Origin of the sequence: Microbacterium algihabitans (assembly GCF_032464975.1) — a bacterium.
Taxonomy (GTDB): Bacteria; Actinomycetota; Actinomycetes; order Actinomycetales; family Microbacteriaceae; genus Microbacterium; species Microbacterium algihabitans.
This window is the reverse complement of record NZ_JAWDIU010000004.1, coordinates 114338-135198: the sequence shown is the minus strand read 5'-3', so window position 1 is coordinate 135198 and position 20861 is coordinate 114338. Positions and strand designations below refer to the sequence as shown.

At 71.6% G+C, this 20861-nt stretch carries 18 protein-coding genes; 8 read left to right on the top strand and 10 right to left on the bottom strand.

The window, feature by feature from the left end:
- Positions 1-3 precede the first annotated feature (3 nt).
- The 4 genes from RWH43_RS12345 to RWH43_RS12330 all read right to left on the bottom strand — a co-directional run bounded on the left by RWH43_RS12345 (position 4) and on the right by RWH43_RS12330 (position 4267).
- Complete coding sequence (locus RWH43_RS12345) at positions 4-594, bottom strand: TasA family protein (protein ID WP_144834537.1); 591 nt, start codon at positions 592-594, stop codon at positions 4-6.
- Positions 595-726: 132 nt separating this feature from the next.
- Complete coding sequence (locus tag RWH43_RS12340) at positions 727-2328, bottom strand: DHA2 family efflux MFS transporter permease subunit (RefSeq protein ID WP_316001624.1); 1602 nt, start codon at positions 2326-2328, stop codon at positions 727-729.
- A 107-nt stretch (positions 2329-2435) separates the two neighbouring features.
- Entirely contained in the window at positions 2436-3809 is a 1374-nt protein-coding gene (locus RWH43_RS12335) for an MFS transporter (RefSeq protein ID WP_144834541.1), read from the bottom strand.
- A complete protein-coding gene (locus RWH43_RS12330; protein WP_230705276.1) occupies positions 3806-4267 on the bottom strand; it encodes a MarR family winged helix-turn-helix transcriptional regulator in 462 nt (153 codons plus the stop codon). Before RWH43_RS12330 ends, RWH43_RS12335 begins: the two co-directional genes overlap by 4 nt.
- An 86-nt stretch (positions 4268-4353) precedes the next feature.
- Here RWH43_RS12330 and RWH43_RS12325 point away from each other — a divergent pair, with 86 nt between their 5' ends.
- Positions 4354-5202, top strand: a complete 849-nt coding sequence (locus RWH43_RS12325) for an alpha/beta fold hydrolase (protein ID WP_316001623.1) — start codon at positions 4354-4356, stop codon at positions 5200-5202.
- A gap of 200 nt (positions 5203-5402) precedes the next feature.
- Here RWH43_RS12325 and RWH43_RS12320 read toward each other — a convergent pair whose 3' ends face one another.
- From RWH43_RS12320 to RWH43_RS12310, 3 genes are all read right to left on the bottom strand, one after another.
- On the bottom strand, positions 5403-6407 hold the full coding sequence (locus RWH43_RS12320) for a sugar phosphate isomerase/epimerase family protein (RefSeq protein ID WP_316001622.1): 1005 nt from the start codon (positions 6405-6407) through the stop codon (positions 5403-5405).
- 23 nt (positions 6408-6430) lie between these two features.
- Positions 6431-7627, bottom strand: a complete 1197-nt coding sequence (locus tag RWH43_RS12315; protein WP_316001710.1) for a Gfo/Idh/MocA family protein — start codon at positions 7625-7627, stop codon at positions 6431-6433.
- A gap of 88 nt (positions 7628-7715) precedes the next feature.
- Positions 7716-8765 carry a substrate-binding domain-containing protein gene (locus tag RWH43_RS12310; RefSeq protein WP_154097636.1) on the bottom strand — a complete coding sequence of 350 codons (1050 nt, stop codon included), beginning with the start codon at positions 8763-8765 and terminating at the stop codon, positions 7716-7718.
- Between the two features lie 282 nt (positions 8766-9047).
- On the opposite strand from RWH43_RS12310, the gene RWH43_RS12305 reads away from it, so the two are divergent.
- From RWH43_RS12305 to RWH43_RS12295, 3 genes are all read left to right on the top strand, one after another.
- Positions 9048-10523 (top strand): sugar ABC transporter ATP-binding protein, encoded by a 1476-nt coding sequence (locus RWH43_RS12305; RefSeq protein WP_154097635.1) that lies wholly within the window; start codon positions 9048-9050, stop codon positions 10521-10523.
- A complete protein-coding gene (locus tag RWH43_RS12300) occupies positions 10520-11572 on the top strand; it encodes an ABC transporter permease (RefSeq protein ID WP_144834560.1) in 1053 nt (350 codons plus the stop codon). Before RWH43_RS12305 ends, RWH43_RS12300 begins: the two co-directional genes overlap by 4 nt.
- 98 nt (positions 11573-11670) lie before the next feature.
- Positions 11671-12852 (top strand): ROK family transcriptional regulator, encoded by a 1182-nt coding sequence (locus RWH43_RS12295; protein WP_144834562.1) that lies wholly within the window; start codon positions 11671-11673, stop codon positions 12850-12852.
- Between the two features lie 90 nt (positions 12853-12942).
- Here the strand turns inward: RWH43_RS12295 and RWH43_RS12290 are convergent, their stop codons facing one another.
- Positions 12943-13890: a LysR family transcriptional regulator gene (locus tag RWH43_RS12290; protein ID WP_230705270.1), complete on the bottom strand. Its 948-nt coding sequence runs from the start codon at positions 13888-13890 to the stop codon at positions 12943-12945.
- A 71-nt stretch (positions 13891-13961) separates the two neighbouring features.
- Here RWH43_RS12290 and RWH43_RS12285 point away from each other — a divergent pair, with 71 nt between their 5' ends.
- The 3 genes from RWH43_RS12285 to RWH43_RS12275 all read left to right on the top strand — a co-directional run bounded on the left by RWH43_RS12285 (position 13962) and on the right by RWH43_RS12275 (position 17106).
- Positions 13962-14945: a DMT family transporter gene (locus RWH43_RS12285; protein WP_316001621.1), complete on the top strand. Its 984-nt coding sequence runs from the start codon at positions 13962-13964 to the stop codon at positions 14943-14945.
- A 149-nt stretch (positions 14946-15094) separates the two neighbouring features.
- Complete coding sequence (lplAB, locus tag RWH43_RS12280) at positions 15095-16144, top strand: lipoate-protein ligase LplAB (protein WP_316001620.1); 1050 nt, start codon at positions 15095-15097, stop codon at positions 16142-16144.
- Entirely contained in the window at positions 16141-17106 is a 966-nt protein-coding gene (locus tag RWH43_RS12275) for a DNA-methyltransferase (protein WP_316001619.1), read from the top strand. The genes lplAB and RWH43_RS12275 overlap by 4 nt, the downstream gene beginning before the upstream one ends.
- 4 nt (positions 17107-17110) lie before the next feature.
- Here RWH43_RS12275 and RWH43_RS12270 read toward each other — a convergent pair whose 3' ends face one another.
- On the bottom strand, positions 17111-18106 hold the full coding sequence (locus RWH43_RS12270) for a MauE/DoxX family redox-associated membrane protein (protein WP_316001618.1): 996 nt from the start codon (positions 18104-18106) through the stop codon (positions 17111-17113).
- Positions 18107-18249: 143 nt separating this feature from the next.
- On the opposite strand from RWH43_RS12270, the gene RWH43_RS12265 reads away from it, so the two are divergent.
- Positions 18250-19233, top strand: a complete 984-nt coding sequence (locus RWH43_RS12265; protein ID WP_316001617.1) for an LLM class F420-dependent oxidoreductase — start codon at positions 18250-18252, stop codon at positions 19231-19233.
- A 91-nt stretch (positions 19234-19324) separates the two neighbouring features.
- Here the strand turns inward: RWH43_RS12265 and RWH43_RS12260 are convergent, their stop codons facing one another.
- A complete protein-coding gene (locus RWH43_RS12260) occupies positions 19325-20782 on the bottom strand; it encodes a carboxylesterase/lipase family protein (protein ID WP_316001616.1) in 1458 nt (485 codons plus the stop codon).
- Between the last annotated feature and the right edge of the window lie 79 nt (positions 20783-20861).

The window sequence follows — 20861 nt, the reverse complement described above, 5'->3', positions numbered from 1 at the left end:
GACTCAGCTGTTCTGGGCTTCCCAGACGAGCGCGGTCGAGGCGGTGCCCCCCTGGACACTGTTCGGCGCGTCGTCGGCGAGCGTCCACGAGATGCGGAAGGTGCGCGACTCCGCCTCCGCTCCCGTCGGGCTCCAGGTCGCGGCCCCGGTGGCGAACGAGGAGTGCGCTCCAGTGAAGCCCGCGAGGCTGCCGTCGAACACCGTGCTCTGCGCGGTGAAGCCCGTGCAGGTGCCGTAGCCCCCACCGGTGCCCTGCTCGATGGTGAGAGCGAGGTGGTCGGCGAGGCCGGCGGTGCCGGTCACCTCGTCGGCGTAGAGGCGCACCTGCGAGGCGAGGGTGCCGGTCGAGGTGACCGCGATGCACGTCGTGCCCCCGTCGCCGGGCTTGGCGTTGGGCGCGGTGAAGAGCGTGCGTCCCGCGGCGTCGTCGGCGAGCTGCACGGTGCCGGCGCGCCAGCTGTTCTGCTCGTTCGAGGTGGTGTCGGAGAAGGCGGCGTACGAACTCGTCGACACCAGAACGCCCGCCGCGACGACGGCCGCGGGTAGGGCGATCGCGGTGGCGATGCGAGAGGAACGGCGTGTGAACTTCGGCATGATGGATCTCCCCACGAGATCAAGAGCGGATGGTCACCTGCACAGTAGGAAAACCCCTCCTCGTGGAGGAGAAGCGGGTGGAGGCTTGACAAGTCGCCACCCGCCGTGGTTGCCATTCGAGCGAATGGACCCCTACGCAGCCGTCTCCTTCTCGGGCTCGCGCCGCCGTGCGCCCGCGCCGAGCGTCAGGGTCGAGGCCAGGCCCAGCGTGAGGAATGCCGCCGCGGTGAACGCCGCCGCGCGCGTGCCGTCGCTGAAGGCGGCACGTGCGTCGATCGCGAGGTCCTGGGTCTGCGGCGAGGCCGCGAGGCCGCCGATCGCCGCACCGGCACTGTCGACCACCTGCGAGACGACCTGGTCGCTCTGCGCCGTGGGCACGCCGCGATCGTCGAGGCGCGCGGTCAGCGCCCCCGCGGTGGTCGAGAACAGCACGGTGCCCAGCACCGCCACCCCGAGAGCCGCGCCCAGCTGACGCGAGGTCGACTGGGTGCCCGAGGCCTGCCCGCTCGCAGCCGGGGGCACGTCGGCCAGCACCACGCCGGTCAGCTGCGCCGTGGCGAGGCCGACGCCGACGCCGTAGACGAAGAGGAAGGGGATGAGGGGTCCCCATGTGGCATCCGGAGAGATGGTGAAGGCGACCCCGGCCACGCCGATGATCTCGGCGAGCAGGCCGCCGCGCACGATCCAGACGGGGGTGACCTTGCCGCTGAGCGCCCCGGCGATGCCGCTCGCGACGAACGAGCCGATCGCGAGCGAGAGCAGCAACAGGCCGGTCTGCAGGGCGTCGAAGCCGACGACGAACTGCAGCCACAGGGGCAGGGCGAGGATGATGCCGAACTCGCCGAGCGAGACGACGGCCGCGGCGATGTTGCCGTTGCGGAACGACGTGATGCGGAACAGGCCGAAGGCCAGCAAGGTTGAACGCCCCGCGCGTTGGCGCCGCAGGCCCCACGCGACGAAGGCGATCAGCGCGACGAGCGCCACGGCGAAGGCGATCGGCACGGGGGAGAGCGAGAGCGGCCACGTCCAGTCGCCGATCGCGGGCGCGGTGTCGACGGTCCACCATCCGTAGGTGCGGCCCTCGATGAGGCCGAACACGAGCGGGGCCATCGTCAGCACCGACAGCAGGGCGCCGACGCCGTCGATCGCCTCGACGCGGTCGCTGCGCGATTCGGCGACGGTCAGGGCGACGCCGATCACGATGATCACCCCGAGGGGGATGTTGATGCCGAAGGCCCAGCGCCACGAGAACGCCGTGGTCAGCCATCCGCCGAGCAGGGGGCCGACCGCGGCCATGCCGCCGATGGTGGATCCCCAGACGGCGAAGGCGATGCCGCGCTCGCGTCCGCGGAAGGTGGCGTTGATGATCGAGAGGGTCGTCGGCAGGATCATCGCTCCGCCGATTCCCTGTACCAGGCGCGAGGCGATGAGCAGTCCGCCGGTGGGCGCGAGGGCCGCTGCGATCGAGGCGAGGGTGAAGATGCCCACGCCGATCAGCATGAGCCGGCGTCTGCCGAAACGGTCGGCGAGCGAGCCGAAGACGAGCAGGAACGAGGCGAACACGAGGGTGTAGGCCTCTTGTACCCACTGCACCTCGGTCGAGGAGATCGTGAGCTCTTCGACGATCGAGGGCACGGCGACGTTGACGATCGTGGAGTCCACGATGATCAGCGAGACGGCGATGCTGATGAAGACGAGCCCCGCCCAGCGGCGCCGATCCTTGGTGTCGTTCATATCGCTAGCTTATCTAGCGATATCGGACGAGGGAAGGGCTTGCACGCACGACGACCAGGCGGATGCCGAGGGGTGCGGCATCCGTTCGATCGAGGTCGGGCCCCGGCTCAGGCGCTGTGGCGCGGGCGCGGGGTCGCGCGCGGACCGCGCTCGCCGGGCGGCAGCGGGATCGGCGTCGTGCCAGCGATCTCGTCGCTGAAGTCCTCGGGCTCGGGCGCGATCGTCTGGATCGGCCGGGTCTCGTCGACCGTGAGCAGGAACCGCTTCGTCTCGTGGCGGTGCACGCGCCCCGACGCGAGCGTCCAGCTCACTCCGATCGCGCAGGCGATCACAGCGACGACCGCGGCGAGCCCGATGGCCACGCGCGGTCCGAACTGCGCAGCCACAGCGCCCACGATGGGGGCGCCCACGGGCGTGCCGCCCAGCAGGATCGCCATGTACAGCGCGAGCACGCGGCCGCGCAGCACGGGGTCGGTCGTGGTCTGCACGTAGCCGTTCGCGGTGGTCAGCGTCGTCACCACGCAGAACCCGGTGAGCACCAGGGTGGCGGCATAGGCCTCGTAGCTCGGGGCGAAGACCGAGAGGGCGGATGCCACGGCGAAGCCGCCGGCGCCGACGATCACCACGCGCATGCGGGCGCGCTCGCGACGCGCGGCGAGCAGGGCTCCGGCGAGCGAGCCGATCGCGACGAACGAGCTGAGCAGGCCGAACCCGTCGGCGCCGCGGCCGAATTCGAGGGCCATCGTCGAGGCGAAGATCGGGAAGTTCATGCCGAACGCACCGAGCAGGAACACCATCACGAAGATCACGACGAGATCAGGCCGTCTCCCGACGTATCGGAAGCCGTCGGCCAGGCGCGCCGGTCCGCCGCGGCGGTGGCGGGCGACGAGCTCGTGCGGCCGCATGATCAGCAGGGCGCCGAGCATGGCGAGGAAGGTGACCGCGTTGACGAGGAACACCCACCCGGTGCCGACGATCACGATCATGACGCCCGCGACGGCCGGCCCGATCAGGCGGGCCATGTTGAACGACGCGGCGTTGAGGGCGACGGCGTTCGAGGCGTTCTCCTGTGACACCAGGTCGGAGACGAACGCCTGTCGGGCGGGGTTGTCGAAGGCGGTGACCACGCCGAGGGCGAGAGCGAAGCCGAACATCAGCGGCAGAGTCATCACGCCGGTCAGCAGCAGCACGCCGAGCGTGACGGCCAGCAGCAGCAGGGCGCTCTGGGTGCACATAATGAGCTTGCGCCGGTCGAACCGGTCGGCGACCCACCCGGTCACGCTCACCAGCAGCAGGGGAGGGGCGAACTGCAGCGCCATCGTGACGCCCATCGCGGCGGCGTCGTTGTCGGTCAGCTGCGTCAGCACGACCCAGTTCTGGGCGGTGGCCTGCATCCAGGCGCCGACGTTGGAGACGAGGGCTCCGATGAACCAGACGCGGTAGTTGAAGATCGACAGCGACCGGAACATCGACGTGCTCATCTGTCGGCCACCTTCCTCATGATCACCGTGGCGCGGGCCAGCGCGTCGCGTTCTTCCGGGCTCAGCTCGGCGAGGGCCTCCTCGAGGAAGGCGTCGCGCCGGCGCACGGTCTCGTCGACGATGCGACGGCCGAAGTCGGTGAGGTCGATCGTCACGCGGCGGCGATCGGCCTCGTCGGGGATGCGCGTGATGTATCCCGCCTCCTCGAGGAGCGACACCGTGCGGTTCATCGACGGCGCCGTGACGCGCTCACGCTCGGCCAGTTGGCCGAGCGTGTGCGCGCCGTGCACGGTCAGTGCGGCGAGGACGGCGAACTGTCCATCGCTCATGGAGTCGACCGCCCGCTGCGCTCGCAGGCGTCGAGCGAGGCGGAAGGTCGCCATGCGCAGCTCGGAAGCCGCGGCGCTGAAGTCATGACTCAGGTCGGGAAGGGGGGATTCGTCGACGCGATCATTCATATCCGTGATGGTGAGGTTAGCTCATTAGCCTTGCTAACGGAATAGTCCTCGTCCGTGCAATCCGGTCCCAGCCCTAGACTCCCCCCATGCCAGAGTTCGACGACGCCTACGGCATCCGCATCGTCTACGACGTGTACGAGGCGGTCGAGCCCCGCGCGGTCGTGCAGCTGCTGCACGGGGTGGGCGAGCACGCCGGCCGCTACACCGCCCTCATCGAGGCCCTCGTCGAAGCGGGCTACACCGTCTACGCCGACGACCACCGCGGCCACGGCCGCACGGGGCTGGGGCAGTGGCGAGGCGATCACGCCAAGCTCGGTCGGCTCGGACCCGGCGGTCTCGGCGCCGCCCGCGACGCGGTGTGGACCCTCTCGCAGCGCATCCGCGAGCAGTACCCCGACCTGCCTCTCGTGCTGCTCGGGCATTCGTGGGGCTCGTTCCTCGCGCAGATGCTGCTGGATCGGCATCCGGATGCCCATGACGCGGTCGTGTTGAGCGGTTCGGCCCTGCGCTGGCCGGGGTCGTTGAACGCGGGCGACCTCAACGCCCCGTGGAAGCACCTCGGCGGCTCCGGGATGCAGTGGCTCTCCAGCGACGAACAGGTGGGGAAGGACTTCGTCGCCGATCCGCTGACCACATCGACGCCGTTGGCGCGGCTGTTCGGCCCCCTCGAGACGCTGAAGCTGCTGGGGCGCCCGCGGCGCGACCTCGGCCGCGACGTGCCGATGCTGCTGATGGTGGGGCGCGACGACACCGTGGGTGGCCCGCGCAGCGTGCATCGCCTCGCCGACGCCTACCGGCAACGGTCGGGCCTGACCGACGTGACGACCCTGGTGTACCCGGGGGCGCGGCACGAGATCTTCGCCGAGCGCGAGCAGGCCGCGGTGCGCGCCGACCTGCTGGCCTGGCTCGACGAGCGGATCGCGTCGCGCGTCTGACTCACTGACGCGTGCCCGGGCTCCGAACGCCGCGAGACTGCAACTCGCTGACAACCCGGCGTCACCCTGACACCCTCTTGTCAGCGAGTTGCAGTCTCGCCGCCCGCGGCTGACTCCCGCCCGAACGGAACGGGGCCGGACGCCCCCCGGCATCCGGCCCCTCGTCATCGCTCCGGCTCGTCGCCCCCGATGACCCGCGCTCAGCGTGTGCTGAACGCCGCGTCGAACGCCGCCCCCGAGGGCTCGTACGACGACAGCTTGCGCACGAAGCCGAGTGCCTCGGGCGCCCCGACCAGGCGGTCCATGCCCGCGTCCTCCCACTCGACCGACAGCGGCCCGTCGTAGCCGATCGCGTTGAGCATGCGGAAGGCGTCCTCCCACGGCACGTCGCCGTGGCCGGTGGAGATGAAGTCCCACCCGCGGCGCGGATCGGCCCACGGCAGGTGCGAGGCCAGCCGGCCGTTGCGGCCGTTGGTGAGGCGCTTCTTCGTGTCCTTGCAGTGCACGTGGATGATGCGGTCGCGGAAGTCCCAGAGGAAGGCGACCGGGTCGATGTCCTGCCACACCATGTGCGAGGGGTCCCAGTTGAGCCCGAACGCCTGGCGATGGCCGATGGCCTCGAGGGCGCGCGTCGCGGTCCAGTAGTCGTAGGCGATCTCCGAGGGGTGCACCTCGTGGGCGAAGCGCACGCCGACCTCGTCGAAGACGTCGAGGATCGGGTTCCACCGGTCCGCGAAGTCGCGGTAGCCGGCCTCGACCATCTCTTCGGTGGCGGGCGGGAACATCGCGACGTACTTCCAGATGCTCGAGCCGGTGAACCCGGTCACGATCTTCACGCCGAGCTTTGCCGCGAGCCGCGCGGTGTTCTTCATCTCTTCGGCCGCGCGCTGCCGCACTCCCTCGGGGTCGCCGTCGCCCCACACGCGGTCCGACACGATGTCGCGGTGGCGCTGGTCGATCGGATCGTCGCAGACGACCTGGCCCTTGAGGTGGTTGGCGATGGCGAACACCTTCAGCCCGTGGCGCTCGAGCACCTCGAGCCTGCCCTGCACGTACGACTCGTCGTCCCAGCGCCACGGGTCGAGGTGGTCGCCCCAGCAGGCGATCTCGAGGCCGTTGTAGCCCCACTCTCCGGCGAGGCGCGCCACCTCCTCGAACGGCAGGTCGGCCCACTGGCCGGTGAACAGCGTGATCGGTCGCGTCATTGCGTTCGTCCTCTCGGTCTCGGTCAGGATGCCGCGAAGGCGCGGTCGTCGGCGGGAACGTCTGCGGGGGCGGGGTCGGCCTCGACACCGGTCCAGACGCCGTCGGCGTCGGAGCTGCGTGTGACGGCGTCGAGCACCTGCTGCACGTGCAGGCCGTCGGCGAACGACGGCCGCGGGTCGTGGGAGGCCGCGACGGCCTCGACGAAGTCCTTCGCCTGGTGCGAGAACCCGTGCTCGTAGCCGATCATGTGACCGGCCGGCCACCACGCGCTCATGTAGGGGTGCTCGGGCTCGGTGACGAGGATGCGTCGGAACCCCTGCTCGGTCGCGGGGGCGGTCGCGTCGTAGAACTGCAGCTCGTTGGGGCTCTCGAGATCGAACGCGAGCGAGCCGAGCGCGCCCGAGATCTCCACGCGCAGGGCGTTCTTGCGCCCGGTGCGGAAACGCGAGGCCTCGAACGAGGCCAGGGCTCCGCCGTCGAAGCGGCCGAGGAACAGAGCGACGTCGTCGACCGTGACGGCGGCGCGCTCGGCACCGGCCGACCCGGAGAGGCCGGAGCGCTCCGCCAGCACGGGGCGCTCCGAGACGATCGTCTCGACGACGCCGGCCACGCGGGTCAGGCGGCGTCCGGTCATGAACTCGGCGATGTCGATCGCGTGGGCGCCGATGTCGCCCAGGGCGCCCGAGCCGGCGCGTTCCTTCTGCAGGCGCCACGTGAGCGGGGCCTCGGCGTCGCTGAGCCAGTCCTGCAGGTACTCGGCCCGCACCTGGCGGATCTCGCCCAGGCGGCCGTCGGCGATGAGGTCGCGGGCGAAGGTGGCCGCGGGAACGCGGCGGTAGGTGAAGCCGACCATCGAGCGCACGCCTGTCGAGCGGGCGGATGCCGCGGCCTCGGCCATGCGCCGCGCCTCGGCGACGGTGTTGGCGAGGGGCTTCTCGCACAGCACGTGCTTTCCGGCTTCGAGGGCGGCGATGGCGATCTCGGCGTGCGAGTCGCCGGGGGTGACGATGTCGACCACGTCGATGTCGTCGCGCGCGATCACCTCGCGCCAGTCGATCGAGCTCTCGGCCCAGCCCCAGGTGTCGGCGGCGGATCGGGTGCGCTCGGCGTCGCGGCCGACGAGCACGCTCATGCGGGGAGTGAGGGGGAGGTCGAAGAAGCGGGGTGCGACGCGCCATCCCTGGGAGTGCGCGGCGCCCATGAATCCCGCGCCGATCATGGCGATGCGAAGGTCCTGGGTCACGGTAGGGTCTCTCTCTGCGAAAGGGTGCGGGGCGCCCGCGGTTGCCGCGGGCGCCCCACGGTGGTCAGGACTCGAACGAGAGGTCGATGAAGTCCGCCACGTTGTCCTTGGTGACGACGGGCGCATCGAGCACGATGCGATTCGGCACGCTCGGGGTGATGAGGTCGCCCGCGGTCTTACCCTGCGCGATGAGGCGGGCCAGCGCGATGCCGTCGGCGGCCTGCGTCGACGGGTAGATGACGGTGGCCTGCAGGGGAGTGTCTCCGGCCTGGATCGCCTCCATGGCGTTGCGGCTGCCCGCGCCGCCGACCATGAAGAACTCGTCGCGACCGGCGGCGGTGATGGCCGCCAGCACGCCGATGCCCTGGTCGTCGTCGTGGTTCCAGATCGCGTCGATCTTGGGGTTGGCCGACAGCAGCTGCGAGGTCACGGACTCGCCGCCCTGCACCGTGAAGTCGGCGGCGACGCGGGGGCCGACCTTCAGGCCGCAGTCGTCGAGGGCGTCGGCGAATCCGGCCGAGCGGTCCTGCGTGAGCGGGAGGGAGTCGATACCGGCGATCTCGGCCACGACGGCGTCGCTCTGGCCGCTGAGCTGACCGCAGATGTAGGTTCCGGCGCTGACGCCCATGCCGTAGTTGTCGCCGAGCACGGTGGAGCGGGCGGCGAAGGGGCTCGAGAACTCGCGGTCGACGTTGATGACGGGGATGCCCGCCTCCATCGCCTTGGTGGCGACCTCGGTGAGGGCCGCGCCGTCGCTGGGCAGCAGCACGATGGCATCCACCTTGTTGTTGATGAAGGTCTCGACCGCGGCGATCTGCGCGTTGACGTCGTTGGTACCCTCCGCGACCTGCAGGTCGACGTCGGGGAAGCTGTCGGCGGCGGCGAGGGCGCCGGAGTTGATGGCACCGAGCCAGCCGTGGTCGGCGGCGGGGCCCGAGAAACCGATCGTGACGGTGTCGCCGGTGGCGGCGTTCTCTTCGGTGGTGGTGCCCTGGTCGACGATGTTCTCGGCGTCGTCGTTCGAGCCGGTGCAGCCGGCGAGCAGGGTGGCCGATGCGAGTACGGCGACGCCGGTGAGAACCAGACGCGAGCGCGACTTCAGCTGTGAGCGCATGTACTTCCTCCTTGAAATGTGATGCGGCAGGCGCCATCGCAGGCCCCGAATCGAGGAGGTGTCCACGGTGACGCGGCTCACGCTAGCAGAAAGGTTTTGAAAGCAGTCAACTTTTGTTTGCTAAATGGCAGAAGCAGAAAGACGGGCCGCGTCGGGTGTTTTCGCGTTGCGTATTGCGGCCTTCGCGCCGTGATAACGATCCTCGCCAGGCGATCACGGGCGTGTTATGGTCGCCGCGTGATCAAAGTTGACCATGAACCGCCATTACTCGCCGTGCGAGGCGTGACGAAGTCCTTCTCCGGGGTCCAGGCGCTCCGCGGCGTCGACCTCGAGGTGCGCGCGGGCGAGGTGCACTGCGTGCTCGGCCAGAACGGTGCGGGCAAGTCGACGCTCATCAAGACGCTCGCCGGCGTGCACCGCCCCGACGGGGGTGAGATCAGCTGGCAGGGCGAGGGCGTCGAGATCGCCGACCCGCAGGCGGCCATCGACCTCGGTATCGCCACGATGTACCAGGAGCTCGACGTCGTCGACGGCCTGACCATCGCCGAGAACATCTTCCTGGGCCACGAGATCGCGCGCGGAGGGTTCACCAAGCGCTCCGCGGCGGCCAAGCAGACCACCGAGCTGCTGCGCCGGCTCGGGCATTCGAGCCTCTCGCCGCACACCGAGGTCGGCTCGCTGAGCGCCGCCAACAAGCAGATCGTCAGCATGGCGCGCGCGCTGTCGCACGACATCAAGCTGATCATCATGGACGAGCCCTCGGCCGTCCTCGACAGCGAAGAGGTCAAGAACCTCTTCGCCGTCGTGCGCGAACTCACCGCGGAGGGCATCGCGGTGGTCTACATCACGCACCGCCTCGAAGAGATCCGCGCGATCGGCGATCGCATCACGGTGCTCAAAGACGGGCGCACCACCGCGGTGGGGCTGCCCGCCGCCGACACCCCGACCTCCGAGCTCATCCGTCTGATGACCGGCCGCGAGATCACCAACGTCTTCCCCGAGCGCGTCCCGGTCGCCGTCGATGCGCCCGTCGTGCTCGAGGTGAGCGACCTCGCCCTCGCCGGGGTCTTCTCCGATGTGTCGTTCTCGGTGCGCGCGGGAGAGGTCGTGGGGCTCGCGGGCCTGGTCGGCTCGGGACGGTCCGAGATCCTCGAGACGGTCTACGGCGCGCGGCGCTCGAGTGGCGGCAGCGTGAGCGTCCGCGGCCGGACCCTCACGCGGGGGTCGGTGTTCGACGCCGTGAAGGCGGGCGTCGGTCTCTCGCCCGAGGAGCGCAAGAGCCAGGGTCTGGTGCTCGACGAGCCGATCTTCGTCAACGCGACCCTCGCGACCATGACGCGCTTCGCGAAGGGCGGGTTCCTCGACGACCGATCGGCACGGCGCGCCGCGCGCGAGCAGCTCGAGACGCTCGAACTGCGCCCGGCCGACCCCGACCGCCCCGCGCGCACGCTCTCCGGCGGCAACCAGCAGAAGATCCTGCTCGCGCGCTGGCTCATCCACGGCACGAACGTGCTGCTGCTCGACGAGCCGACCCGCGGGGTCGACGTCGGCGCCCGCGCCGAGATCTACGCTCTCATCCGCGACCTCGCCGCCGCCGGCAATGCCGTCGTCGTGGTCTCGAGCGAGATCGAAGAGGTGCTCGGACTGGCCGACGTCGTGCTCGTCGTGGCCGACGGCCGGATCCTCCGCACGCTCCCCTCCCACCAGATCGATGAGCACGGTGTGCTCGACCTCGTCATGAAAGGATCCGCCGCGTGAGCGAGCCGACCACCCCGACCCGTGCGCGCACGGTTCCCGCCGAGGCCGGCCAGGCGCCGTCCTCCTCGTCCGCGGGCTCTCCCGTGCGGGCGTTCTTCTCCGGCTCCGCCGGCCGCAACATCGGTCTCGTCGTCGCCCTGGTGGTGATGCTCATCGTCGGCGCCATCACGGCTCCCGGAACCTTCCTCACGGTCGACAACGTCTTCGTGATCCTCCGCCAGGCCTCCATCACCGGGGTCGTCGCGATCGCCATGACGCTGGTGATCATCGCCGGCGGGATCGACCTCTCGGTCGGGTCGGTCGTGGGCCTGGCATCCGTCGTCGGCACCCTCGCCGTCGTGCAGGACCTGGCCGACTCGATGCACTGGATCGTGTTCGTGATCTTCGCGCTCGCGGTGGGGGCGGCCGCCGGCCTCATCAACGGCATCGTCATCGCCTACGGCAACGTCGTCGCCTTCATGGCGACCCTCGCCATGCTCGTCGGGGCCCGCGGTCTCGCCGAGATCCTCGCCGAGCGCCGCACCCTCGTGGTCGAGGACCGCAGCTTCATCACCTTCATGAACGCCGACATCCTCGGCGTCAACATGCTGATCTGGATCTTCGCGATCGTCGCGGTGCTCGGGTGGGTGCTGCTGAACCGCACCACCTTCGGCCGTCGCACGGTCGCGATCGGCGGCAACCGCGAGGCCGCGCGCCTGGCCGGTATCAACGTCAAGCGCCACGTCATGTGGCTCTACGTGCTCGCGGGGCTGGCCTCCGGCATCGCCGGGGTGATGTTCCTGGGCCGTACGACCGCCGGGAGCTCCACGAACGGCCAGCTGCTCGAGCTCGACGTCATCGCCGCGGTGGTCGTGGGCGGCACCCTGCTCGTCGGCGGACGCGGCACCATCACCGGCACCGTGTTCGGCGTGCTGATCTTCGCCACCCTCACCAACGTCTTCATCCAGAACAACCTGTCGTCGTCGGTGCAGGCCGTGGCCAAGGGCGTCATCATCGTCGTCGCGGTGCTGCTGCAGCAGCGCTTCTCGAGGCCGCCCGGGCGCGGCTGACGAACGTCGACCGGCGGCGGCTGCGTAATGTGCGCAGCCGCCGTCGGCCTATGGATGGAACGCATGTCTGGTGATGGTGTACTGAGGGCGTGAGAAGGATGACCACAGATGCGGTGCAGACGGGCAACGGCGTGAGCCAGCTGTTCCAGCTGCTGCGAGACGGGGTTCCGCGCACGCGCGCGGAGCTGGCGAAGTCGACAGGTCTCGCCCGCTCGACCGTCGCGGTGCGCGTCGACGAGCTCATGCGCATGGGCCTCATCACCCCCGTGGCCGAAGCGGCCTCCACCGGGGGGCGCCCGCCGTCGCAGTTCGCGATCAATCCCGCCGCGAAGGTGGTCGTGGCCGCCGACGTCGGCGCCTCGCACGCCACCGTCGCCATCTCCGACCTCGCGGGAACGGTGCTGGCCGAGAAGACGACCGACCTCGACGTCGCTCTCGGTCCGGTTCCCGTGCTGACCTGGTTGGTCGAGGGGGCGCTGCAGCTGCTCGCCGACTCCGGGCGCACCTCCGCCGACGTCGCCGCGATGGGCATCGGCGTCCCCGGCCCCGTCGAGCACTCCACCGGGCAGCCGGTGAACCCGCCGATCATGCCGGGGTGGGACCGCTTCGACATCCCCGCGTGGGTCTACCAGCACCTGCCGGTTCCCGTGCTCGTCGACAACGACGTCAACATCTCGGCGCTGGGCGAACGCGCGACGGCATGGCCCGCGGTCGAGCACCTCATGTTCGTCAAGGTCGCCACAGGCATCGGCACCGGCATCATCTCCGACTCCCGTCTCCTGCGCGGGGCGCAGGGCATCGCCGGCGACATCGGTCACGTGCAGGTCGCCCGCGGCGCCGACATCCCCTGCCAGTGCGGCAATCGCGGATGCCTCGAGGCCTTGGCATCCGGCCCCGCCATCGCCCGCGCGCTGCGCGCTCAGGGCATCGAGGCGCACACCGGCTCCGACGTCGTCGACCTCGTCAAGCGCGGCAACGTCGACGCGATCCAGGCCGTGCGCCAGGCGGGCCGCGACATCGGCGAGGTGCTCACGACCTGCGTCAGCGTGATGAACCCCTCGGTGATCGCGGTGGGCGGCTCGATGGCCCGGGTGGGCGAGCACCTCATCGCGGGCGTGCGCGAGGTTGTCTACACGCGCTCGACGCCGTTGGCCACCGAGTACCTCTCGATCGTGCAGTCGGTCGCCGCCCAGCAGGCCGCCGTGATCGGGGCGAGCATGCTCGCGATCGAGCACGCCCTGTCTCCCGAGTCGCTGACCGCCGCCTTCCTCTCGGCCTGAGCCGACGCCTCGCTCCTCGCGAGGACGTTTCCGGATGCCGTTCGGCCGGCGTCCCGCCGACGGCGCGGTGTTCTGGCGCCCGCGGACTCGTCAGCGGGCGGCGGTCTCGACGGAGGTCGGGATCCCGCCGGTCGTCCCCGAGCGCTCCGCCGCGCGCGCGACCGCGACCAGCGCCGCCAGCACCCGGCGCACTGCCGCGTAGGCGAGCGCGTCGGGGCGGGTCAGGGCGTCGACGTGGCGCACGAGGTCGAGGTCGACCAGCGGCCGCAGCACGAGGCCGTCGACGGCGAGGGGGGTCGAGGTGGTGCGCGGCATGATGGCGATCGCGGCGCCCGCGCGCACGACCTCGGCCGTCACCGAGAACTCGTTGATGCGGTGGGCGATGCGCAGCGGCCGCCCCACGTGGGCGGCGAGGTGGTCGAGCACTCCGGCCAGGGGGAAGCCCTCGTGCACCGACACCCAGGCCTCGTCGGCCACATCGGCCGCGTGCAGCACGCGGCGCGCGGCGAGGGGATGCGTGGCCGGGAGCGCGACGTCGAGCGGTTCGGTCAGCAGCGGGGTCGTCACCACGCGATCGGCCGGCCAGGGCTCGTCGTGCGCGAGGCGGTGCGCGAGCACGATGTCGTGGTCGGCGGTCAGACCGGGAAAGTCGCGGTGCGCCACGTCGGCGTCGGCGAGGTGCAGGGGCGGTGTCCCGGCGAGCTCTCGGAGCAGCGGGCCGAACAGCGCGAGCCCCGCGCTGTGGAACGCCGACACGCGCACGGGGCGGTCGGCGCTCTCGACGAAGGCGCCCACCGCCTCGCGGGCCTCGGTCAGCGCTTCGTCGACGCGGGTGCCGGCGGCCGCGAGCGCCTCACCGGCCGAGGTCAGAGCGAGCACGCGACCGCTGCGGGTGGTCAGCGGCACGTTCACGCGCGCCTGCAGCGCGGCGAGCTGCTGCGACACGGCCGAGGGCGACACGTGCAGGGCGGCAGCGACGGCGGCCACGCTCCCACGGTCGCGGAGCTCGCGCAGCAGGCGCAGGTGGACGACATCCATAAGTCCGAACTTACGACACGATGAAGAAGCTCGACGTTGTTCTTCCGGGAGGCCTCCCGCACGCTGGAGGCGTGACCCGCCGAACACCCGAACTCCTCGTCGACATCCTGCTGATCGCGGTCGCCGCGGTGTGGGGCGCGAGCTTCCTCGCCGCCAAAGACCTCGCCGCCGAGACCGGGGTCGCCGCGGCGGTGTCGCTGCGCTTCCTCGTCGCCGCGCTCGCCCTCGGCGTCATCTGCCTCGTGAGGAGAGAACGGATGCCGCGCGGTCGCGGCCTCGCGATCGCCGCCCTCCTGGGCTGCTCGCAGGCGGCGGTCATCGGGCTCGAGACCGCCGGCGTGCACCTCACCTCGGCGACGAACGCAGGCCTTCTCATCAGCCTCGCGCTCGTGTTCACCCCCGTGCTCGAGAGCGTCGCGGCACGGGCCTGGCTGCCGCGGTCGTACTTCGTCGCCGCCGTCGCCGCGATCGTCGGCGTCGCCCTGCTGGTGTCGGGCGGAGGGCTGCGCACCCCCTCGATCGGCGACGCGCTCGTGATCGCCGCCGCGGTCGTCCGCGCCGTGCACGTCACCGCGAGCGCGCGTCTCACCCGCGGACGCCACGACAGCACCCTCGCGGTCGTCTTCGTGCAGATGCTCGTGTGCGCCGCGACCTCGTCGGCCGTGGCCGGCGCGCAGCTGCCGCGCGCGGTCGCCGGCCTCACGGCATCCGGATGGCTCGACGTCGTCTTCCTCGGCGTGATGTGCTCGGTCTTCGCCTTCGCGGTGCAGCTGTGGGCGGTGCGGCGCACCTCGGCGACCCGCGCGAGCATCCTCATGGGCACCGAGCCGGTGTGGGCGCTCGCCGTGGGCGTCGCGATCGGCGGCGAGGCCGTGGGCCTGCCCGGCTACCTCGGGGCCGCGCTCATCATCGCCGCGTCGTACGCCGGCCAGGCGATCGAGCGCCGCCATCGCCGCTCCGTCGCCGCGGCCGCCTCCCGCCCCACCCCGCCCGCCGGTTCCGCCGCGCCCGCCGCCCCGCGGGCGGCCTCGACCCCCGAGACTGCATCTCGCTGACATCCCCGCGTCAACCTGACACGGACTCGTCAGCGAGATGCAGTCTCGCGCTCGCCGGCGGTGCCTCGGCGGCGCCCCGGCCCGGCCCGCTCCGGCCCCGCGCGGCGACCGCCGCCGTGGTCGGGCCCCCGCCGCCGTAGGCTGGAGGCATGCACGGCGAGTACAAGGTCCCCGGCGGAAAACTGGTCGTCGTCGACCTCGAAGAGCGCGAGGGCCGCATCCACGGCTTCCACCTGGCGGGTGACTTCTTCCTCGAGCCCGACGACGCCCTCGACGACATCGATGCGGCCGTCAACGGCATGCCGGTCGAGTCCGACGTCCCCACGCTCGCCGCGGCGATCCGCGCGGCGCTGCCCGAGGGGGCGCAGCTGCTCGGATTCACCCCCGAGTCGGTCGCCACCGCGATCCGCCGCGCCCTCGTCACGGCCCCCGGCTGGGGCGACTTCGAGTGGGAGGTCGTGCACGACGGCCCCGTCTCGCCCCGCATGAACCTCGCGCTCGATGAGGTGCTCACCGCGCGCGTGGGTGCGGGGCTGCGCAAGCCGACGCTGCGCCTGTGGGAGTGGAACGAGAACGCCGTCGTCATCGGATCGTTCCAGTCGCTGCGCAACGAGGTCGACCCCGAAGGCGCCGCGAAGCACGGCTTCGACGTGGTGCGCCGCATCTCGGGCGGGGGCGCCATGCTCATGGCCGCGAACTCGATCGTGACGTACTCGCTGTACGTTCCCGCGTCGCTGGTGGCGGGCATGACCTTCGCCGATTCGTACGCCTTCCTCGACGACTGGGTGCTGCAGGCCCTGCGCTCGCTCGGCATCGACGCGGTCTACCAGCCGCTCAACGACATCGCCGGTCCTCACGGCAAGATTGGCGGCGCAGCGCAAAAGCGCCTCGCCAACGGCGGAGTGCTGCATCACGCGACCCTGAGCTACGACATGGACGGCCAGGTGCTCACCGAGGTGCTGCGCATCGGCCGCGAGAAGCTCAGCGACAAGGGCACCGTCTCGGCCGCCAAGCGCGTCGACCCCCTGCGCAGCCAGACCGGTTTGCCGCGCGATGAGGTCATCGACCGCTTCATCCAGACCTTCACCACGCTCTACGGCGCGACCGAGGGTCACATCTCCCAGGAGGAGTACGCCGAGGCCGAAGCCCTGGTCGCCTCCAAGTTCTCGACCGAGCAGTGGCTGCAGCGCGTCCCGTGAGCGTCGACGCCCTGCCCGACGCCCCCGCCCCCGGCAGCGTCGCGATCCACCACGCCGACAACCTTGCGGTGACCCCGGGCCTGGCCGACGGCAGCTTCGCCCTCGTCTACCTCGACCCGCCGTTCAACACCGGCCGCACGCGCTCCAAGGCGGTCGAGTCGGCGACGCGCAAGCTCTCGGCCGAAGAGGCTCCGGATGCCGAGGAGCCCGACGCCGCGCCCGAGACCGCAGCATCCGTCGACGATCCCAACATGCTCGACTTCCCCGAAGAGGAGCCGCCCCCGCCGCCGGTGGTGCAGCGCGGCTTCCACGGCCGGGAGTACGCGCGCCTGCGCGGCGACCTGCGCACCTACGACGACCGGTTCGACGACTACTGGGGCTTCCTCGAGCCGCGGCTCGTCGAGGCCTGGCGCCTGCTCGCCGACGACGGCACGCTCTACCTGCACCTCGACTACCGCGAGGTGCACTACGCCAAGGTCATGTGCGATGCGCTGTTCGGTCGCGACCACTTCTTGAACGAGCTGATCTGGGCCTACGACTACGGCGCCAAGACCAAGCGCCGCTGGCCCACCAAGCACGAGACGATCCTCGTCTACGTCAAGAACCCGTCGGCGTACTTCTTCGACTCCGACGCCGTCGACCGCGAGCCGTATATGGCCCCGGGGCTCGTGACGGCCGAGAAGGCCGCGCGCGGCAAGATGCCCACCGACGTCTGGTGGCACACGATCGTGCCGACCACGGGTCGCGAGAAGACCGGCTACCCGACGCAGAAGCCCGAGGGGGTGCTGCGCCGCATGGTGCAGGCCTCGTCGCGCCCCGGCGACAGGGTGCTCGACATGTTCGCCGGCAGCGGCACGCTGGGTGCGGTGGCCGCGCCCCTCGGGCGCGACAGCGTGCTGATCGACGACAACGCCGACGCGGTCGTCGTGATGCGCAAGCGTCTCGCGGCCTTCGGCGACTGACCCCTCAGGCCCGCGAGCCCACGAGCGCGTCGACGAGTCCTTCGATCTCTTCCTCGCCCACGGCGTAGGGCAGCACGGGGTGGCCGCTCGTGGCGATGAGTACGGCGACGGGGCGCTGCGAGCCGAGGTCGAGCGCTTGCGCGAGTGCGCCGCCGAGGTCGAGCGCGGCGCCCGTGCGGGGGCCGTCGGCCTGGCGGGCGGGGGCGTTCCAGTCGAGCCCCGGCCCCACCGCGTAGACGATGCGGGCGTCCATGAAGCCGGCCAGCGCGTCGTGGTGCCGGTCGAGCACGGCGGCCGCGCGCTCGCACTTGCCGCAGAGCGGCTGCGTGAACAGCAGCAGTTGCGCGCGCCCGCGCACGGCCTCGGTCACGACGTCGATCACGAGCCCGTCCGCGCGCAGCAACGGCGGACGGTGGTTCAGGATGTCGGGTGAGGGCAGGCCCCCGCGTCGGCCGGCGCGGGCAGCCACGAACCCCGCGACCACGAGTGCCACGCTCGCGCCGAGGGTCAGCGCGCTCGCCACCGGGGCGACGACGAGAAGCGTGACAGCGGAGGGCACGCCCGCCGCGGAGGCGGCGGAGGCGGCACCCGCCATCACCAGCGCGCCCAGCGTGAAGACGCCGTTGCGGCGCACGAGGGCCGCCGACACGGGCGTATCGGCCCACCTGCCGAAGCATCCGCAGTCCTCCGCCGACCCGCGCTCGACCGCACGCGTCACCACGACCGTGAACGCCGCGAGCAGCACCACCACGGCGCCGGCCGCGGCGACGCGCACGAACCCGTCGCCGATCGCCAGCGCGACGCCGAGCACGATCTCGACCACGGAGACCGCGGCGACGCTCGCGCGCGCGGCCCTCTGGGGCAGGCGCAGTGCCGAGAGCGTCCGCGGGGCGTCGTCGAGGGCGACGAGCTTGGCGATGCCGCTGGTCGCGAGTGCGGGAGCGGCGATGCAGACGAGGGCGAGGATGACGGGGGCGAGGGCGGACGTGGACGGCGTCATGATCCCCAGGATGTCGCCGCGCGGGAGGCCCACCGGTCGTGGCGCCCCTCGGTTCACCCGGCGGGGTCGCTCACCTCGCCCGCCCCGCCCGGGTTCGGCCTCCGACCGGCCCCGCGATCGTCGCTCGGGCCTAGGGTGAGGCCATGGACTTCGGCATCTTCGTTCCGCAGGGCTGGCGCTTCGACCTCGTGGGGATCGACCCCGCAGAGCACTGGCGGGTGATGAATTCCCTCGCCCAGAGCGCTGACGACGGCCCCTGGACCTCGCTGTGGGTCTACGACCACTTCCACACCACCCCCGTGCCCAGCAGCGAGGCCACGCACGAGGCGTGGACGCTCATGGCCGCCTTCGCCGCCGCGACCGACCGCGTGCGCCTCGGCCAGATGTGCACGTGCATGGGCTACCGCAACCCTGCCTACCTCGCGAAGGTCGCGGCGACGGTCGATGCGATCTCGGGCGGTCGCGCCGAGATGGGCATCGGCGGCGGCTGGTACGAGCACGAGTGGAAGGCCTACGGCTACGGCTTCCCGCCCATCGCCGAGCGCCTCGGGCGCCTCCGCGAGGGCGTCGAGATCATGCACCAGGCGTGGACCACCGGCGAGGCCACCCTGTCGGGGAAGTACTACGAGGTCGACGGCGCGATCGTGCAGCCGAAGCCCCTGCAGCCCGGCGGCATCCCGCTGTGGATCGCCGGCGGCGGTGAGAAGGTCACGCTCAAGATCGCGGCCAAGTACGCCTCGTACACCAACTTCGGCGGCTCGCTCGAGGAGTTCGACCACAAGTCCGAGGTGCTGCGCGGGCACTGCGAGACCCTCGGCCGCGACGCGTCCGAGATCACCCGCTCGACGAACTTCAACACGATCGTCGCCGCGACCGAGGCCGAGGCCTCCGATCGCCTGGCCGCCGTCGTCGCGCGCCTGCGTCCGCACGTGGGCGACGAGCGGGCGGATGCCATCGAGGCCGACTACCGCTCCTCCGACGCGTTCGGCACGCCCGAGCAGATCGTCGAACGCCTGCGCGAGCGGGCCGACCACGGCCTCGGCTACGCGATCCACTACTTCCCCGAGGCCGCGTACGACACCTCGGGCATCTCGCTGTTCGAGCGCGAGGTCATCCCGCAGCTCTGATCGTCGCCCCCTCCCGCGTGAGGGGGCGTTTCCTGTCGCCGCGCAGACGCCTGAGCGACACGAAGTGACCCCTCACGCCGGAGATCGCGGGTCAGACCAGCGGCGCGACGTCGGCGTACGCGTCGGTCTCGACGGCGGGGGCGGATGCCGCGGTGCCGAACACCCGCGCGCGCCGGGTCGTGGCATCCCACGTCGGCCATCCTGGGTCTCCGTCGCGTGCGAACGCGACTGCCGCGGCGTGCATTTCGGCGGCCAGAGCCGCCGGGGGAGTCCCGCCCGCGATGCGATCGACTCCCTCTGCGCCCAGGTGGTCGAACCAGAACGGCACGTCGAGGCAATGCCCGGCGATCCCCAGCGACGGCGACCGCCACGCGAAGCGGTAGAGCCAGGTGGCGGCTTCCGCGCGGGCCCGCGCCGCACGCAGCACCGTCGCGCGGATCACGCGATCGCTCGCGTACCCGCCGAGCACGGCCGCGGCGCCCCGGCGTTTCGTGCGCTCGAGGTAGGCGCGGCGGCGCGAGCGCCCGAGCCCCAGCACCGCCAATACGAACGGAACCGGCACCAGGCGCAGCACCGCCCGAAACCGGGCGGTCAGCCCGGTGAACTCGTCGTCCGTCGACCCGATCACCAGCGGGATCTCGGCCGAGGAGCCTCCGGCCAGAGCGTCGGGAGGGGCCACCGGCAGCAGTTCGCCGTCGATGACCGGTCCCAGGGGCAGCCCGTCGTCGAGCAGCGCGGTGAGCCCGGTCAGACGCGCCCCGCGCTCGGGCTTCTGCGCCGCGCGCTGCAGGGCGAGGAGGCGCTCCTCGGGCACCCCGGCGAACCCGTCGCGGTCGGCCGGGACCCCGGCCAGCCGCGCCACCCGGTCGGCGAAGCGGCGCGCTGTCGATCCCGCGACGGCGCCCACGGCGGGCGAGATCGCCATCGCGGCGTGGAAGAGTCCGGATGCCGCGGGGCTGGCCATCAGCGCGAGCACCGACCCGCCGCCCGCGGACTGCCCCGCGATCGTCACGCGGGCAGGGTCGCCGCCGAACGCGCGGATCTCGTCGCGCACCCACTCGAGCGCGGCGATCTGATCGCGCAGACCCCGGTTCGCGGGTGCGCCCTCGATGGCGCCGAACCCGTCGAAGCCCAGGCGGTACGAGAGCACGACCGTCACGACGCCGTCGCGCGCGAACGCGTCGCCGTCGTACCAGCGGCTGGCAGGCGACCCCGACACGAAGCCGCCGCCGTGGATCCACACGAGCACCGGCAGCGCGGCATCCGGAACCGCATCGGCGGGAGCGAAGACGTTGACGTTCAGCGTGGCCTCGCCCGGCACGCTCGGCTCGGGGATCAGCGTGATGCCGGCGTCGCCGCGTTGCGTCGTGGCGCCGTAGGTCGTGGCCTCGCGCACCCCGTCCCAGGCCTCGACGGGCTCGGGGGCGGCGAAGCGCAGCGCACCCACGGGGGCCTGGGCGAACGGGATGCCGAGGAACACGGCCGTCCCACCCCGACGGAACCCCCGCACCTCACCCTTCGACGTGTGCGCGAGCGGAGCGGCATCCATGCCCCTCATCCTGCCGCGTATCCCGCGTGAGGGGTCGAAAAGCGTCGCTTCCGCACTCCCCGAAGCGACAGAAGACGAC